Below are 17,086 nucleotides of genomic sequence, written 5' to 3' on the forward strand. Positions count from 1 at the left end.
ACTGTCATCCCACTGGATTGGACTATTCGTTATTCAACTTTAGAAAGTTCATCGAGTTTTAAATGGGATGTGACCGCTACAACAGCGGAAAAACATGCATCTGAATCAGCTCTATAACATGCTCAACCATGAAGAAGATGAGCGGAATATACGAATTCAATATTGCAGTTTGATGAAAAAACCGACGTGAATGCTTTGATTTGCAAGCGTCTAGCCCTGCCACCTCTTGCAAGCCATAAAAATCCGGATGAAACCTGCTATAATGCCGACCATTTTACATCCATCTGCACTGGGGTTCCTTATGTCCACGCTTGCCACCCTAAAAGAGCTTCTCGCCAAACGTATCCTGATTATTGATGGTGCCATGGGAACCATGATCCAACGCCATCAACTGGAAGAAGCTGACTACCGGGGTGAGCGTTTTTCCGACTGGGCGCATGACCTGAAAGGCAACAACGACCTGTTGGTTCTAACCCAACCGCAAATTATTCAAGGTATTCACGAAGCCTATCTGGATGCCGGTGCAGACATCATTGAAACCAACAGCTTTAACGGCACCCGCGTTTCCATGTCTGATTACCACATGGAAGACCTGGTACCAGAAATCAACCGTGAAGCCGCGCGTATTGCCAAAGCAGCCTGTGAAAAATACTCGACGCCGGACAAACCGCGTTTTGTCGCAGGTGTCTTGGGACCCACTTCACGGACCTGTTCGATTTCACCGAACGTCAACGATCCAGCCTTCCGTAACATCACCTTTGATGAACTGAAAGAAAACTATATCGAAGCAGCGCATGCGCTGATCGAAGGTGGCGCGGATATCCTGCTGATCGAAACCGTGTTTGACACCTTGAACTGTAAAGCCGCAATCTTTGCGGTAAAAGAAGTGTTCAAGCAAATCGGTTATGAACTGCCATTGATGATTTCCGGCACCATTACCGATGCTTCAGGCCGTACCTTAACTGGTCAAACGGCGGAAGCCTTCTGGAACTCGGTGCGTCATGGTGATCTTTTGTCGATCGGCTTTAACTGTGCACTCGGTGCAGATGCAATGCGCCCGCACGTCAAAACTGTTGCCGATGTCGCTGATGTGTTTGTTTCTGCGCACCCGAATGCCGGTTTGCCAAATGCTTTTGGTGGTTATGACGAAACACCGGAGCAAACCGCAGCCTTCCTGAAAGAATTTGCCGAAAGCGGTCTGATCAACATCACCGGTGGTTGTTGTGGTACCACACCGGATCACATTCGTGCGATCTACAATGCCGTGAAAGATATTGCACCGCGCCAGATTCCAGACATCAAACCAGCTTGTCGTCTCAGTGGTTTAGAACCGTTTAACATTTTTGACGACTCGCTGTTTGTGAACGTTGGTGAACGAACCAATGTCACCGGTTCAAAAAAATTCCTGCGTCTGATCCGTGAAGAAAATTTTGCCGAAGCCCTCGATGTTGCACGTCAACAGGTGGAAAGCGGTGCACAGATCATCGACATCAACATGGATGAAGGCATGCTCGATTCGCAACATGCGATGGTGCATTTCCTGAATCTGGTCGCATCTGAGCCGGATATTTCCCGTGTACCAATCATGATTGACTCCTCAAAATGGGAAATCATTGAAGCCGGCCTGAAATGCGTGCAAGGTAAACCGGTCGTCAACTCGATTTCCCTGAAAGAAGGCTATGATGAGTTTGTCGAAAAAGCGCGCCTGTGCCGCCAGTATGGTGCAGCAATTATCGTGATGGCCTTTGATGAAAAGGGTCAGGCCGATACCGCTGAGCGTAAACGTGAAATCTGTAAACGTTCTTATGACGTATTGGTCAACGAAGTCGGTTTTCCATCGGAAGACATCATCTTTGACCCGAACGTATTTGCCGTCGCGACCGGTATTGAAGAACACAACAACTACGCCGTGGACTTCATCGAAGCAACTGGCTGGATCAAGCAAAACCTGCCGAATGCGATGATTTCTGGGGGTGTCTCCAACGTCTCGTTCTCGTTCCGTGGTAATGAGCCGGTACGTGAAGCCATTCACTCGGTGTTCCTCTACCATGCCATCAAGCAAGGCATGACCATGGGCATTGTCAACGCCGGACAGATGGCGATTTATGATGACATTCCACAAGAACTGAAAGAAGCTGTTGAAGATGTCATTCTGAACCGCAATCAGGGTGAAAGCGGTCAGGATGCGACAGAAAAACTGCTGGAAGTGGCAGAACAATACCGTGGTCAGGCCGGTGCACAAAAAGCCGTTGAAAACCTAGAATGGCGTAACCAGTCCGTCGAAAAACGTCTGGAATATGCGTTAGTGAAAGGGATTACCACGTTCATTGATGAAGATACCGAAGAGGCACGTCTCAAAGCCAAACGCCCACTGGATGTGATCGAAGGCCCATTGATGGATGGTATGAACGTGGTCGGCGACCTGTTTGGTGCCGGCAAGATGTTCCTGCCACAGGTAGTGAAATCTGCCCGTGTCATGAAACAGGCGGTGGCTTGGCTCAACCCGTACATCGAAGCGGAAAAAACTGCCGGTGAGACCAAAGGTAAAGTGCTGATGGCCACGGTGAAAGGTGACGTACACGACATTGGGAAAAACATTGTTGGCGTGGTCCTCGGCTGTAATGGCTACGACATTGTTGACCTCGGCGTGATGGTCCCTGCCGAGAAGATTCTGCAAACTGCGATTGACGAGAAGGTTGATATTATCGGTCTGTCCGGTTTGATTACCCCATCGCTCGATGAAATGGTCTTTGTTGCCAAAGAAATGCAGCGTAAAGGCTTCAAGATTCCACTATTGATTGGTGGTGCAACCACTTCCAAAGCGCATACCGCTGTCAAAATTGATCCACAATATCAAAATGATGCCGTGATTTATGTGGCAGATGCCTCACGTGCCGTGGGTGTCGCAACCAGCTTGTTGTCGAAAGACATGAAAGCCGATTTCGTGGCTCAACATCGTGCCGAATATGCCAAGGTCCGTGAACGGATTGCCAACAAGCAACCAAAAGCAGCCAAACTGTCTTATGCTGAATCGATTGAAAATGGTCTGAAAATTGACTGGACCCAAGGTGAACTGGCGCAACCAAAATTGATTGGGACGCAGGTGATCACCCAGTATCCTCTTGAGACACTGGTGAAATATTTTGACTGGACGCCATTCTTTATTTCCTGGAGTCTGGCGGGTAAATTCCCGCAAATCCTGCAGGATGAGATTGTCGGTGAAGCAGCGACGGATTTGTACAATCAGGCCCAAGTGATGCTAAAAGACATCATCGAAAATAAACGTTTCGATGCACGTGCCGTCTTTGGCATCTACCCGGCCAAACGTACCGCTGCGGATACCGTAACCGTCTATGATGAAGCGGGACAAGCCACCCATCATTTTGAACATTTGCGTCAGCAATCCGATAAAGTCACCGGTAAGCCGAACTTGTCTTTAGCGGACTTTATTGCCCCTGAAACTGCTGATCAGCAGGATTATCTGGGTGGCTTTACCGTATCGATCTTTGGTGCAGAAGAAATGGCCCATGAATTCAAAGCCAAAGGTGATGACTATTCTGCCATTCTGGTGCAATCACTCGGGGACCGTTTTGCTGAAGCCTTTGCTGAACATCTGCATGAACGCATCCGTAAAGAGTTCTGGGGTTATCAACCGGATGAACAACTGTCCAATGAAGAGTTGATCAAGGAAAAATACGTCGGTATCCGCCCTGCCCCGGGCTATCCGGCGTGCCCAGAGCATTCGGAAAAAGCAGTGTTGTTTGACTGGTTAGGTTCAACCGACAAGATCGGCACACAGCTCACTTCGAGTTTTGCGATGTGGCCACCTTCAAGTGTCAGCGGTTTCTATTATGCCCACCCAGAATCCCAGTACTTCAATGTCGGTAAAATCTCTCAAGACCAGCTTGAGGACTATGCCAAACGTAAAGGCTGGACTCTGGATGAAGCCAAACGCTGGCTGGCACCAAATCTCGATGATTCAATTGATGCTTAAGGCAGTATAAAAAAATCCCCTCAAATGAGGGGATTTTTTTATGATGGCTAACGATTCAAAGCTTATTCATCACGAGTTTTAACATCAAACAATTCAATTTCAAAAATAAGATTGGAATTGGCCGGAATGATATTGCCCATCTTGCGCTCACCATAAGCCAAATGGGACGGTACGATCAATTTACGTTTACCGCCGACCTTCATCCCCATAATGCCCTGATCCCAGCCTTTAATCACGCGGCCAGTACCAATCACACATTCAAAATAATTACCGCGGTCAATGGAAGAGTCGAACTTGGTGCCATCTTCCAACCAGCCAGTATAATGTGTGGTAATCAGCGCACCTTTGACCGCTTCTTTACCTTCACCTACTTTTAAATCAATAATCTGTAATTCATTCGACATGACATGATCCTGTTTCTATCAACCGGCAAATCATGTGGCCGGTACGGGGTTCAATTTTGAGAGATTATAGCCTGTCGCGATGAATATCCGCGTAAAATTGACTGGTTGAGGCTGAATTAGTATTCCAGCTCTCTCACATCGGGATCATTCAGTAAAAATTCGATCAATTTTTTATGGTTGCTGGCTCGTCCCTGTAAAAACCAGTGACCGGTAATGCTGGTTTCGGTTTTATGCTGCACCCCGCGCTCGATCCGCATGTGGAACTGCTTAAACACCGCCTCATAATGATGTAAGGTTTCCTGCTGATAGGCACAGACAATTTTATAGTCACGTTGCATATTCAGCTCGGCGATCCAGTCCTGAATATAAATCATCAGAATCAGTACGATGAGCACCACCACCGCAGTGAGGACACTCAACAAAACATAACCCGCTCCGGTCGCAATGCCTAAAGCAGCAACCATCCAGATGGTCGTGGCCGTGGTAATGCCCGAGATATGATTTTCTTCTTTGAAGATCACGCCCGCACCGATAAAACCAAGGCCAGTCAGAATGTTGGCAGCCAAACGGTCCGGATTATTGACGCCGATCTTGATCGACATAATGGTAAACAGACAGGAAGCCAGACTGACCATAATCATGGTACGCAAGCCAGCAGACTTGTTACGATATTCGCGTTCTGCGCCAATCACCGCACCGATCAGCAAGGCAATCAATAAATGATAAAGGTCGGCATTCATTGATTTCTCTCCTTGACTGATAATGCTGTATTCTTTTATATGCCTGCTAAACTATTGTTGCAAGTCAATTTTTTCAGGCTATTACTACATGACGGAAGTCTGTTTTATTTCAGTTGGGTCCACTCAACCGTGACTTGTCCTTGATCGCTGAGGAGCGTCCATTCCCCATCCAGAATATTCAGCTGTAACTGCATGGTTCGTTCACAAAGGTCGGTTAAAGCCTGAGTAGTCTTCTCACTCAATGCCCAGACACTCAAATTATTCAGCGTTTTCAGCTTGCTGCTTTTTTTCCACCAGTCATCCACTTGACTGCCATAAGCGACCACTGCCACTTGCTGGCAACGACTACTGGCTTTTTTCACTTTATCTTCGGCAGGGCAACCGACTTCAATCCATTTTTCCAACTGGCCAGTCAGGTCTTTTTGCCACAAGGCCGGTTCATCGGTTTCAAACAAATCTTTGGTAAATTCTAGACGTTCATCGGCAAAACGAGCATAAGCCAGGATTCTCACCATCAAACGTTCAATGGTCTCCGAAGGGTGCAATGCCAGGGTCAGTTGATAATCCGCATAAATATGCTGATCCATATCAGCAATATTCAGATCCGCTTTATAAATGGTTGCTTTGAGCGCCATGACAGATGTTTACCTAAGCATTAAAAATGGCGCTCAGCATAACAAAAGCCCGATCAGAACGCAGCAGCAATTCCGCATGTTTACTGCCACAAAAGCTTGTCGGTTCAAATCACTTGACATTTAACTGCAAGGCGAGCAGTTGCTGCTCGAAATTCTGCCAGTCACGCTCATCCGGCACGATCACCTCGATACGGTTATCAATTCCTTCATCGCCGGACTTGTAATTAAACTGGGCCGGATTGAAATTGAAGTACATCCAGCCCTGGTTGGTATTGAAGATCGCCTTGATGCGCAGCCAGTCTTTCTGATGACAGAGCAAATCGAGTAAAGGTAAAAAATCAAATTGCCAGTTTTTCGGCAGTTTCCAGCCCGCTACACTATAACCCTGAGCAGTCTCCACATAGTGATAAGGCAACTGCTTGATTTCGACCTTTTGCTCTGCCGTATTTGAACTTGCTCGTTGCAGTTTCAACAGAGGTTGCACCTTGCGCTGCGTTCCGACATACGGCAGATCGATCTCAGCCAAATCCAGCTGGCCATGTGCACTGCTCAGCCAGCGCTGAGCATAAGCTTGATATTCCTGTTTTAATTCATCCAGTGCCTGATCATCAGCAAACGTCATTTGATCCTGATGGGAAACCACCACAATTTGCGCGGCTTTCAGCTGATCTGCATACAGGTTGTGTTTGACCCAATCATGATCATGCAGGCGTGATCCATCCACCACTGTCACCAAAGCCCGTATGGCCAAGGTTTGCTGCCAGTGAGGTTCGGTCAGCTGTTCCAGCAATTGTGCAGGATGCCCCAATCCGGTCGGCTCGATAAACAGGCGGGTGGGTTTACTTTCAGCCAGCAAGCGTGACAAAGCAATTTGCATCGGTAGCTGACTGCTACAACACAAGCAACCGCCCAGTAATTCTTTCACGGCATAGCCTTGATCCTGTGGCAAAAGCTGCTGATCCACCCCGATCTGGCCAAATTCATTCATTAAAATGGCCCAGGTTTCACCCTCTGGTTTTTGGCTGAGCAGATGCTGCAGTACAGTCGTCTTCCCTGCCCCTAAAAAACCCGAAATAATATGTGTTGGAATGGCGTTGTTTGCACTGACAAGTTTCAAGAAAATCCCCACATGTTGAGTTTATTTTTGCTCACCGGTGTTCTACGGCTTCGACCTGATGTTGCAAAAAACACAGCGTTTTGCCGTATTCTTCCTGAGATGAACATTCGCAGATCACCTTTCATTACCGTAGCGTTGATCATACGTGAAAATCCGGAGGACACAGCTGAAAAATTCTAAAATCATCTGTTCAGAAGTTTCATCTTTCTTCCCCCCATCTCACAGCATCCCTATGATAGAAATGAACAATCATAGAATCTCTCCAAATGATGACATAAATAAAAATTAATCATTAATATTCATAAATTTATATCAATAAAACCACCCTGAAGTGTTTTTTTTCTTGCTTGTTATCCACTATGGCATAGCTTGTCTAAGACCCTCTCTTCAACCTTAATAGGCGGGTGAAAGATGAATAAAGGGATCTTTGCTGTGAGTTCAAATCAAGTTAATTACACAACTGAAGTCGCCATTCTGGGTGCAGGTCCAGTCGGTTTAACCATTGCCAACTACCTGAGTAAACAGAGTGTAGAAGTTACCGTCATTGAACAATTGGATGACCTGATTGACTATCCTCGTGCGATCGGGATTGATGACGAAGCCTTGCGTACCATTCAGTCGCTCGGTTTGATTGAGCAGGTTTTGCCCCATACGACACCAAACCATGCGATGCGTTTCCTGACCCCGAAAGGTCGCTGTTTTGCGGATATCCAGCCGATGACCCGTGAATTTGGCTGGTCGCGTCGTAATGCCTTTATTCAGCCGCAGGTTGACCGTGTTTTGTTGAATGGCCTGGCACAGTATCCAAAAACACAGGTTCTATTTTCACGTCATGTCAGTGAATTCCAGCAGGACCACGAAGGTGTCACCTTAAAGCTCCAGAATAAAGACCAGCAGCAAGAAGCGGTACGGGCCAAATATCTGATCGCCTGTGATGGTGGTAACTCATATATTCGTCGTACTTTAAATATTGGTTTTGAAGGTAAAACTGCACCAAACCAGTGGATCGTGATTGATGTCGCCAATGACCCATTAGCGACCCCACACATTTACCTGTGCTGTGACCCGGTACGTCCTTATGTGTCTGCCGCATTGCCTCATGCTATCCGCCGTTTCGAATTTATGGTCATGCCTGGCGAGACTCAGGAAGAACTCAGCAAACCGGAAAATATCAGCAAGTTACTCTCCAAGGTCTTGCCAAATACCCATAATATTGAAGTGATCCGTCAACGTGTCTATACCCACAATGCACGTATTGCAGACAAGTTCCGTGTCGACCGCATTTTGCTGGCCGGTGATGCAGCACACATCATGCCGGTATGGCAAGGTCAAGGCTATAACAGCGGTATGCGTGATGCTTTCAACTTGGCTTGGAAAGTCGCCCTAGTCGTCAAAGGTGTTGCAACGCCAGATCTATTAGACTCCTATCAGGTGGAGCGTAAAGATCATGCCAAAGCGATGATTGATCTTTCAGTGATGGCCGGTCATGTCTTGGCTCCACCGAAGAAATGGCAAGGTTTTGTGCGTGACGGCGTTTCCTATGTCTTAAATTACATTCAGCCGATTAAACGCTATCTACTCGAAATGCGTTTCAAACCGATGCCTAAATACCATGACGGTGCCTTGGTTGCAGATACAGCCAACAAAAACTCACCGGTCGGTAAGATGTTTATCCAGCCTCAAGTCAAGCTGGAATCAGGTGAAACCGTACTGCTCGATGAAGTCATCGGCAATGATTTTGCAGTCATCGCCTGGGGTGTCAATCCAAAATGGGGCATCAGCCCAAGCACCATGCAAAAATGGCAGAAACTGGGTGTAAAATTTATTCAGGTTCTACCGGCAGTACAGTTAGACAATACGCAACGTGAGAAAATTGAGGGTGTTATCACCATTGGCGATATCGGAACCGAAATCCGCAGCTGGTTTGGTCAAACCAACCAGTCGATTGTAATTCTCCGTCCAGACCGTTTTGTCGCGGCACTGGCCATTCCTCAGACGCTGGATCACACCAGCCAGCAACTGTTTGCCAAGTTGCATCTTAAATAAGTCCCTGTTGACGACGTTAAACCACTCTACGGAGTGGTTTTTTTATTGGCCGTCAAAAATAAACCCCACATGTGTGGGGTCTAGTCAATGCATTCTCATCAGGAGGCAAAAAAGTCGACATGAAACTGTTCTTTCAAGATTTTCAGAATCAGCTCAATCGCTTTATGTTTTTTTCCAGCACGATAACTGGCGTACAGACCAATCATTGGTAACGGTTCAATAGTATTTTTCACCACGATTTTATCACCAAGCAAAGGAATCACGTAGGCAGGCACCAGACTCCATCCAACCCCCATCCCCACCAGATTGACATTTAATAAAATGTTGGTGGAATGCTGTACCACATTCACCTTGATTTTTTCCTGTTGAAGAAATGCCTGAATGACCTTGTACAATTGTGGCGATGACTTCTCATCACTGATAATAAAATCCTGCTGATTAAAACTCTTGATACTGACATGACGCTGAGCAGCGAATGGCGAAGCCTTCGGCATAATCAGGGTTAAAGGTTCACGGAAAATCAGCACGTGTTCCAGCTCATCGCAATCATCCACATAGCGGGTGAAGGCAATATCAATTTCACCCCGTTTCAGTGCCTGTAACTGCTCAGCATCAGTCAAGCTATGGAAATCAATCTTCAGCTCCGGAAAATGGGCACGGATATTTGGCATGATGTAGGGGAAAATTTTCATCTCGGCCACAGGTACAAAGCCGATATGCAATTGCTCTTTCTGCTGACTTTCCACCTGACGTGCGGCCTGAACGGCTTTTTCTGCATGTTCCAGACTCAGCAGCGCTTCTTTTAAAAAGGCTTCGCCTGCTTCAGTCAATTCAACCTTGCGATTGGAACGCAGTAGCAGCTGCACCCCCACTTCATGCTCCAGATCCTTGATTTGCTGACTCAAAGAAGGCTGCACCGTATACATTTTCTGTGCCGCCCGGGTAAAGTTCAGTGTTTCGGCCACCGCAACAAAATAGCGTAAATGTCGTAATTCCATCTTCTCCCACTCCCTTTTAGGCTTTTGCTAAACGGCTGGCCACCGTCGCTTTGTATAACAGCACGGTAAGAAGTACCAGCACTGCACATAAGGCATAGGTACTTTCAAAACCAAAACGTGCGATCACCAGTCCCAACACGACCGATCCCACCGCCATCCCGAGATCAAACAAGGTGAAAAAGGTGGAAATAGCATGTCCCATCCGTTCTTTCGGCACCGCCTGAATCGCCAGGGTTTGAAAACATGGAAATAATGAACCATATCCAATCCCGATAAACACTGCAGATAACCATAGAATCCATTGATTGCTCATCATGCTCACGGTGAATAGGCCCAAGGCAAAAAACAGGAATGACGGGTAAATCACGGCACTCGGACCTTTGCGGTCATAAATTTTGCCAATCCAGGGACGAACCACAATCATCGAGATCGCAAACACAATAAAGAACAGACTGGTATAGGCCAACAAATGCTTGCTTTCACTATAGGCCGTAATAAAGCTCATAATGCTGGAATAGGCAAAAGAAGTCACCAAGGCCACAAAACCGATCGGTACGGCACGCGTTTCAATAATGTGGTGCCAACTAAATTTAGGGCGGACTTCATCTTGCGACAAAATTACAGGTTGGACATGTTCTTGGACTGGAATCATCAGACAAAAAATAAAACTTAACGCGATAATTCCGGTCAGCACGGCAAATAAGGTCGTAAAATTACTGTATTGCACCACGGTCAAGGCAATTAACGGCCCGAATACCACTGCCAGATTGGTGGACATCACATAATAGCCCATGCCCTCACCTTTACGCTGTTCTGGAATAAACTCGTTGGCAATCGGCACCGTGACCGTCGTTAACACACTGAACCAGATGCCATGTACAAAGCGGATGGCCAGTAGCGCCAACATGCTGTCAACAAACAGATAGCCCAAAGCCAACAACATAAACATTGCGGATGAAGCCAAGAAGGCTTTTTTCTTACCGACTTTTTCAATGATCAACCCTGAAAAAGGACGAATGGCAATGGAAGAAACCAGAAACAGAGTCAGTGCCAATCCGGCCTGACTCACCGTACCCCCCAATGCTTTCATAATGTAAATCGGCAAGATGGTTAACAAGGCATAGTAATAAATAAACAGGAACAGGTTTGTCGCCACACATAATAAAAATGAGCGGTTCCACAACTTTTCAGCAGTCGCAGTGGACATGGGAGATCTCAACTTGCACAAATGGGAGAAGACTTAAGGCAATAAAACCGGTTGCAGCACGAGATCAACCAAGGCCTCAATATAGGCGTGATCCGGCATGCGGTTAAAAAAGATAATCTGGTAATGGATGGGCCCGTATAAGGTATCCAGCATCAGTTCAAATGGATAATCGGCCCGGATTTCACCACGCTGAATGGCCAGCTCAATCAGTTTGCGTGTCTGTTCACGGCGCGGCAGTAAATACTGCTTAAAAAACTCACCTGCCGCTTCACGATTCTCAGCCATCACAACCAATAACGCACGGCCCACCTGATGGTTCAATGCGGCAGAGAGCTTGAGCAGCTGTTGATTCAAGTTATATTTCAGGCTGGCAGTAAAATCCAGTTCAAAGACCGAAGCGGTTTGTTGTTTAAAAGCATCCAGCACCAGATCGGATTTGTGTTTCCACCAGCGGTAAATGGTGGATTTCCCCACTCCGGCCCGTGCCGCCACATCCTCAATCGTAAGGTGTGCATAGTCATATTGCTGTAAAGCCGCCAATACAGCATCTAAAATGAGCTGCTTGCGGCGTGAGCATTTTTCAATTTCTGTCATGGGTGAATAAATTTCGAAACGATACGTTTCGTTTTATTGTAGAGCAAGTTTTTACAGAACACTAGCTTTTAAAGGATCAGTGTTAAATTTCAGGCATAAAAAAAGACCTTCTCATGAAGGCCTTTTTTAGAAATCTACAGTGCTTTAAGATTGCACAGCACTCTTTTTATGGATACTGCAAGACGGATGGTGATTTTCCTGCAAGCGTAGCACCTTACGTTGTTCAGCGGCTTCAAAACGGCAACGTTTCCAGTCATTATCCAAGTTTAATGCAGGTACTTCACGTGGTTTACGGTCTTCATCCACCGCAACCATGGTGAAATAGCAGCTGTTGGTATGGCGTACGGTACGTTTTTGAATATTTTGCGCTTCGACACGGATGCCGATTTCCATCGAAGTACGACCGACGTGGTTGACACTGGCCAAGAAGGTCACCAACTCACCAACATAGATCGGTTCTTTAAATGTCACTTTATCCACTGACAAAGTCACCACATAACTACCTGAATAGCGGCTGGCACACGCATAAGCCACCTGATCAAGTAACTTTAAAATTGTTCCCCCATGCACATTCCCTGAGAAATTTGCCATATCTGGCGTCATAAGAATGGACATTGTTAACTCGGACTGATCGTCCAGGATCTGGGTAAGTTGATCTAAAGGGGACATGGTTGACGAGGCTCAATTCAATAATAAGGAAATACTGCTTTAGTATTATATCTTTTTTCCTTTAAAAAACATGTGAAATCCTAAAAATTGTCATCATCATTTCTTATTCTTTTCATACTATTGTTCAGAAAAATATATAAAAAGACTATAAAAATAAAACCAACTATTTGATTTTTATTTGTTATTTTAATATAGATTAAAAATAATACAATTAAATCCAACAATCTGCTGCATGGCATGAGAGATGGCTTTATTGACTCAAGCATTCTCTATATTGCAGGTAAATACTCAACACCAGCGTTTTTCACTTCTAAAATAATTGACCCTGTCTCGCATTTTTAATTCAACAAGAGTCAGCGCTGAGGATGAACGATCGAACAAGAAATCATGCTGCGCTCTATGGATGATGACTATCCTGTGCAGTGTTTTTACCCGTCAATCACACACAACATCTCGGCAGTAATATCACTGTAGTGTAAGACATTGTTGTCATCTAAACGTGCTTGGATCTGGAAAGAACCATCCGGATTCATCTTGATCACTTCAAACTGCAGATGCTCCATCATCGCCAGTTTGACCTTTTGACCGATTTGGATATTCTTCATGATTGAACCTGTTTGTTAATGTCTTGATATTATGCAGATTCAATACATCATGGGTTTTTCATGAGCCGTTTTAAACCGCATGGTGGATAGTGAAAAGTATAAACAGGTTATTGCTCAGGGTAAATATAAGCGCATGCATATGAATAAAAAGCATACCTGCAAGAAAGCCAACATGCAGATCAAGAGTCATTTTGGCTTGTGAAATCCATGAATGATCAGATACTTAAACAGGATTCATCTAAACGTGACTGATCATATACTTGAGTAATTGTTCAGCCACGCAGAGGGTTTTATTTCGCCAATAAAGGATCTATCGTCTGGTTTTGTGCCGTCAAGCCATTCAAACTTTTAACCGGCTGTCCCTGTTTACTTGCCAAACTCATTTCAATGGCAGCGATTTTGGCCATTGCCGCTTCAATACCGGCCTGCATGGTCGCTTCACGGCCTTTGACATCAAAGATATGGGCCTTTTCACGCAGATCCGGCTGAATCACGATATCGGCATATTGCAACTCTTCGGTTGCCAGACGATTTTGCATGATATTGATATTCTGGTTAAACAGTCCCCACATATTGGTGGTCTCGGTATGGATCGGCTGAGCCAGAATATCCACGGCAATAATCATATCCGCACCCAATTCCCGTGCCACTTCAACCGGTACCGGACTCACCAGACCACCATCAACATATTCTTCACCAGCAATCTGTGTAGGCACAAACATACTCGGAATCGCCACCGAAGCACGCACAGCCTGACCGGTATTGCCATAATTAAATACGACTTTTTTGCCAGCTTTTAACTGGGTCGCCACCACATACATCGGAATTTTGAGCTGTTGCAACGGTGTAGTACTCACCTGTGCATTCACATAATCTTCAATTTTCTGACCATCAAAAAAGCCTTTTTTGGCCAAAGTAAGATCACGCACATCTGCAGGTTTCATGTTTAATGCGATTTCTCGCAATTCAGCTGCATTTTTACCACTGGCGTATATCGAGCCAACAATACTGCCTGCACTGGTTCCCACAATAAAATCAGGCCGGATGCCATACTGCTCCAAAACTTGAATCACTCCGATATGGGCATAGCCACGTGCGCCACCACTTCCCAACACTAAAGCGATGATTGGGCGTTTTTGCTGTTGTTTAATTTTTTGGAAATCAATCTGGTGAGGACGTGACTGTGCTTCAGCACTTTCCGTTGATTTTATCAATGGTGCAGCTACACTTGCAGATGTCACAGGCAACTGTTGACAGCCTGCAAGTGCCACCGAGAATCCCAGTACCCATAATTTCATCTGTTTCATGCTTGAAGCACCTATTCATTTTGCAGCCCGAGTGTACGGAGAAGATGATGACTTCTCTGTTGTATTTATTTAAATCGTCATCTTCTCTTTTTATACTGCCAAAGATTTAAGCTAAACAAAAGTCATAATCATGACCCCAACCCTCTGGCAAATTTTCTTGACCTTTTTGAAATTAGGGTGCACCTCTTTTGGTGGCCCGGCTGCACACCTGGTATTTTTTCATCAGGTCTTTGTGCAACAGCGACAATGGCTACAGGATACCGAATATGCCCAACTGGTTGCATTGGCTCAGCTGTTGCCCGGTCCAACCAGTAGTCAAGTTGGGATCGGGATTGGTTATCTGCAAAAAGGTTATGCCGGTGGGTTTTGTGCATGGCTGGGCTTTACCCTTCCATCAGCCCTGCTCATGACCGTCTTCGCGTTGCTCAGCTATCAGGTCAGTGATCTGATTCATCTCGATGCCTTTCATGCCATCCAGTTGATTGTCATGGCAGTAGTGGCTGTCGCGTTCTGGCAAATGCTGACCAGCTTCTGCAAACAGACCTGGCATTATCTGCTGATGTTGGCAGCCACCCTGTTTATTTTACTGGTTCCGATCGCCATCAATCAGATTCTTGTCATTCTGGTCGCTGCATTGCTGGGAGTCACCTTCTCCAAACAGAACAATCTAACCAACCGTGAACCTCTATCTCTCCAGATCCTGCAGTCTCAGTCCCAACATCATCGGGCGTGGTGGTGGCTGTTCCTGTTCTTTGCACTGTTTGTAGTCTTTGCCCTGCTGCAAGGATTCACACCTAGCCTGTTGATCGAGAGCATACAAGGCTTTTATCAAACTGCGGCTTTGGTCTTTGGCGGTGGACATGTGGTTTTACCCCTGTTACATCAACAGTTTGTCAGTACCCATCTGATTCCTGCCCAGCAGTTTGACTTAGGCTATGCCTTGGCACAGTTGATTCCGGGTCCATTGTTTACCTTTGCCAGTTTCATTGGGGCGTTTATTCCAATGACGCCTTTTCCACTGCTCAATGCGGCAATCGCCACCCTTGCGATTTTTCTTCCGTCTTTTTTACTGATTTTTGCCTTGTTGCCCTACTGGTCTCGTTTTATGGCCCAAGCAAAAATTCAAAAAGCCGTAACGGGTATTAATGCAGCCGTGATCGGTTTACTGTTTGCCATGGTCATCTCGATGGGGATGGATCAGATCCGTCATTGGTCAGATCTGCTGTTCGTGGTGTTGGTCATCGCCTTACTTAAAACCAAGCTACCTGTACTGATTAGTATTCCAGGCAGTTTCTTGCTGTATCTATTACTACAATTTTGGATATAAAGTACCTAATACCCCCATTAAAAAAGCCCCTACATGAGGGGCTTGATGTTGAACTTAGACAAAAAACTTCAAGATCAACTGAATCACTGTCGCATTAATCAAGTCCACAAAGAACGCACCACACAACGGTACAATCAGGAAAGCCTTATGCGAAGGACCATACATGTTGGTAATCGCTTGCATATTGGCTACGGCAGTTGGTGTTGCCCCCATACCAAAACCACAATGTCCAGCCGCCAATACAGCCGCATCATAATTTTTACCCATTGCCCGGAACGTGACAAAACTCGCATAGAGTGCCATCGTGATGGTTTGTGCTCCAAGAATCACCACCAATGGTCCCGCCAGATCAGCCAGTTGCCAGAGTTTCAGTGATAACAATGCCATTGCCAGATATAAAGACAAAGAGGCATTACCAAACACATCAATCGCTCGGTCAAAGATATCAATCTTAAAACCAGACTCCATGATATTACGCAGGATGACGCCGCCACCCAAGGCCCAGACAAAAGTTGGCAATTCATACCAGGTACCTTTACTCATCCCGGTCATGAAATCGGCAAATGCCAGACATGCCGCAAACATTCCCAAAGTGGTAATGGCATTATCTGCGGTAATTAAACGAACCTGATGCGGGTTTTCAAATGGGGCCAGATCGTCTGATTCTGGTGCAGGATGAGTATCCCTGTCATGAATTTGTGCTTCAGTTTTGGCTTGTGCCAGACCATGGCGATTAATCAACAGTTTGGCAATTGGACCGCCAATAATACCACCGATGATCAGACCAAAAGTGGCGCTGGCCATCCCGAGTGCCAAGGCACCTTGAATCCCATGTTCCACTTCCAGAATTTCGCCCCAAGCTCCTGCAGTGCCGTGACCTCCAGTTAGGGTAATCGAACCCGCGATCAAGCCAATCAGTGGATCCACACCTAGTACGGTCGCAAGGCTCATGCCCACGAAGTCCTGCACCACAATAAATGCGGCAACCGCGATAAGGAAAATGACCAACCCCATGCCACCTTCTTTCAGTTTGGCAAAGTTCGCACTCAAACCAATTGAAGCAAAAAAAATCAGCATAAAGCTGCTTTGCAGCTCGCTACTGGTCACAATGCTATATCCCCAAACGTTATAAACTATCAGGGAAAGTACAGCAGCCACTAAACCACCGGCGACAGGCTCAGGAATATTGTAGCGTTTCAAAAAATCAATTTTATTGACCAGCAAACGTCCGAGCAGCAGCACGATGACAGCAGCAATCAAGGTATAAAATGCATTAAAGGTAAATTGCATGACATCTGTCCATTATGATCTTTGATCTGGACCATACAGAGATTTGACCAATTGCAGCGGAAACGCTGCAGAATCGGGCCAAACCGTATTGAACAGGTCCAGATTAAATACAAAAAAGTTTAGAAAATATCGTTAGATGGCGTGGGTGATGGC

At 45.9% G+C, this 17,086-nt stretch carries 14 protein-coding genes; 3 read left to right on the forward strand and 11 right to left on the reverse strand.

Translation table 11 applies throughout. The annotated features are described in order from the left end of the window. Positions 1–301: 301 nt before the first annotated feature. Positions 302–3,994, forward strand: coding sequence for a methionine synthase (metH, locus tag PGW99_RS08440; protein ID WP_273777245.1), 3,693 nt, complete (start codon positions 302–304; stop codon positions 3,992–3,994). Between the two features lie 62 nt (positions 3,995–4,056). Here metH and PGW99_RS08445 read toward each other — a convergent pair whose 3' ends face one another. The 4 genes from PGW99_RS08445 to PGW99_RS08460 all read right to left on the reverse strand — a co-directional run bounded on the left by PGW99_RS08445 (position 4,057) and on the right by PGW99_RS08460 (position 6,890). Then, a complete protein-coding gene (locus tag PGW99_RS08445; protein WP_273777246.1) occupies positions 4,057–4,398 on the reverse strand; it encodes an FKBP-type peptidyl-prolyl cis-trans isomerase in 342 nt (113 codons plus the stop codon). Positions 4,399–4,514: 116 nt separating this feature from the next. Beyond that, positions 4,515–5,138, reverse strand: coding sequence for an MgtC/SapB family protein (locus PGW99_RS08450; protein WP_273777247.1), 624 nt, complete (start codon positions 5,136–5,138; stop codon positions 4,515–4,517). Between the two features lie 104 nt (positions 5,139–5,242). Continuing rightward, entirely contained in the window at positions 5,243–5,773 is a 531-nt protein-coding gene (locus tag PGW99_RS08455; protein WP_273777248.1) for a YaeQ family protein, read from the reverse strand. A 109-nt stretch (positions 5,774–5,882) separates the two neighbouring features. Beyond that, a complete protein-coding gene (locus PGW99_RS08460) occupies positions 5,883–6,890 on the reverse strand; it encodes a CobW family GTP-binding protein (RefSeq protein ID WP_273777249.1) in 1,008 nt (335 codons plus the stop codon). Between the two features lie 411 nt (positions 6,891–7,301). Between PGW99_RS08460 and PGW99_RS08465 the strand changes: the two genes are divergently transcribed. Continuing rightward, a complete protein-coding gene (locus PGW99_RS08465; RefSeq protein WP_273777250.1) occupies positions 7,302–8,936 on the forward strand; it encodes a bifunctional 3-(3-hydroxy-phenyl)propionate/3-hydroxycinnamic acid hydroxylase in 1,635 nt (544 codons plus the stop codon). A 98-nt stretch (positions 8,937–9,034) separates the two neighbouring features. On the opposite strand, the gene PGW99_RS08470 is transcribed toward PGW99_RS08465, so the two are convergent. From PGW99_RS08470 to PGW99_RS08495, 6 genes are all read right to left on the reverse strand, one after another. Continuing rightward, a complete protein-coding gene (locus tag PGW99_RS08470) occupies positions 9,035–9,934 on the reverse strand; it encodes a LysR substrate-binding domain-containing protein (protein ID WP_273777251.1) in 900 nt (299 codons plus the stop codon). A gap of 16 nt (positions 9,935–9,950) precedes the next feature. Beyond that, complete coding sequence (locus PGW99_RS08475) at positions 9,951–11,141, reverse strand: MFS transporter (RefSeq protein ID WP_273777252.1); 1,191 nt, start codon at positions 11,139–11,141, stop codon at positions 9,951–9,953. A gap of 33 nt (positions 11,142–11,174) precedes the next feature. Beyond that, positions 11,175–11,735: a TetR/AcrR family transcriptional regulator gene (locus PGW99_RS08480; protein WP_273777253.1), complete on the reverse strand. Its 561-nt coding sequence runs from the start codon at positions 11,733–11,735 to the stop codon at positions 11,175–11,177. 144 nt (positions 11,736–11,879) lie between these two features. Beyond that, positions 11,880–12,404 carry an acyl-CoA thioesterase gene (locus tag PGW99_RS08485; RefSeq protein WP_273777254.1) on the reverse strand — a complete coding sequence of 175 codons (525 nt, stop codon included), beginning with the start codon at positions 12,402–12,404 and terminating at the stop codon, positions 11,880–11,882. A 428-nt stretch (positions 12,405–12,832) separates the two neighbouring features. Beyond that, entirely contained in the window at positions 12,833–13,009 is a 177-nt protein-coding gene (locus PGW99_RS08490) for a hypothetical protein (protein ID WP_273777255.1), read from the reverse strand. Between the two features lie 290 nt (positions 13,010–13,299). Continuing rightward, a complete protein-coding gene (locus tag PGW99_RS08495; protein ID WP_273777256.1) occupies positions 13,300–14,316 on the reverse strand; it encodes a patatin-like phospholipase family protein in 1,017 nt (338 codons plus the stop codon). Between the two features lie 127 nt (positions 14,317–14,443). On the opposite strand from PGW99_RS08495, the gene chrA reads away from it, so the two are divergent. Next, positions 14,444–15,643 (forward strand): chromate efflux transporter, encoded by a 1,200-nt coding sequence (chrA, locus tag PGW99_RS08500; protein ID WP_273779483.1) that lies wholly within the window; start codon positions 14,444–14,446, stop codon positions 15,641–15,643. A 54-nt stretch (positions 15,644–15,697) separates the two neighbouring features. Here chrA and gltS read toward each other — a convergent pair whose 3' ends face one another. Beyond that, positions 15,698–16,933 carry a sodium/glutamate symporter gene (gene gltS / locus PGW99_RS08505; RefSeq protein ID WP_273777257.1) on the reverse strand — a complete coding sequence of 412 codons (1,236 nt, stop codon included), beginning with the start codon at positions 16,931–16,933 and terminating at the stop codon, positions 15,698–15,700. Between the last annotated feature and the right edge of the window lie 153 nt (positions 16,934–17,086).

This window comes from Acinetobacter sp. GSS19, assembly GCF_028621895.1.
Classification (GTDB): Bacteria; Pseudomonadota; Gammaproteobacteria; order Pseudomonadales; family Moraxellaceae; genus Acinetobacter.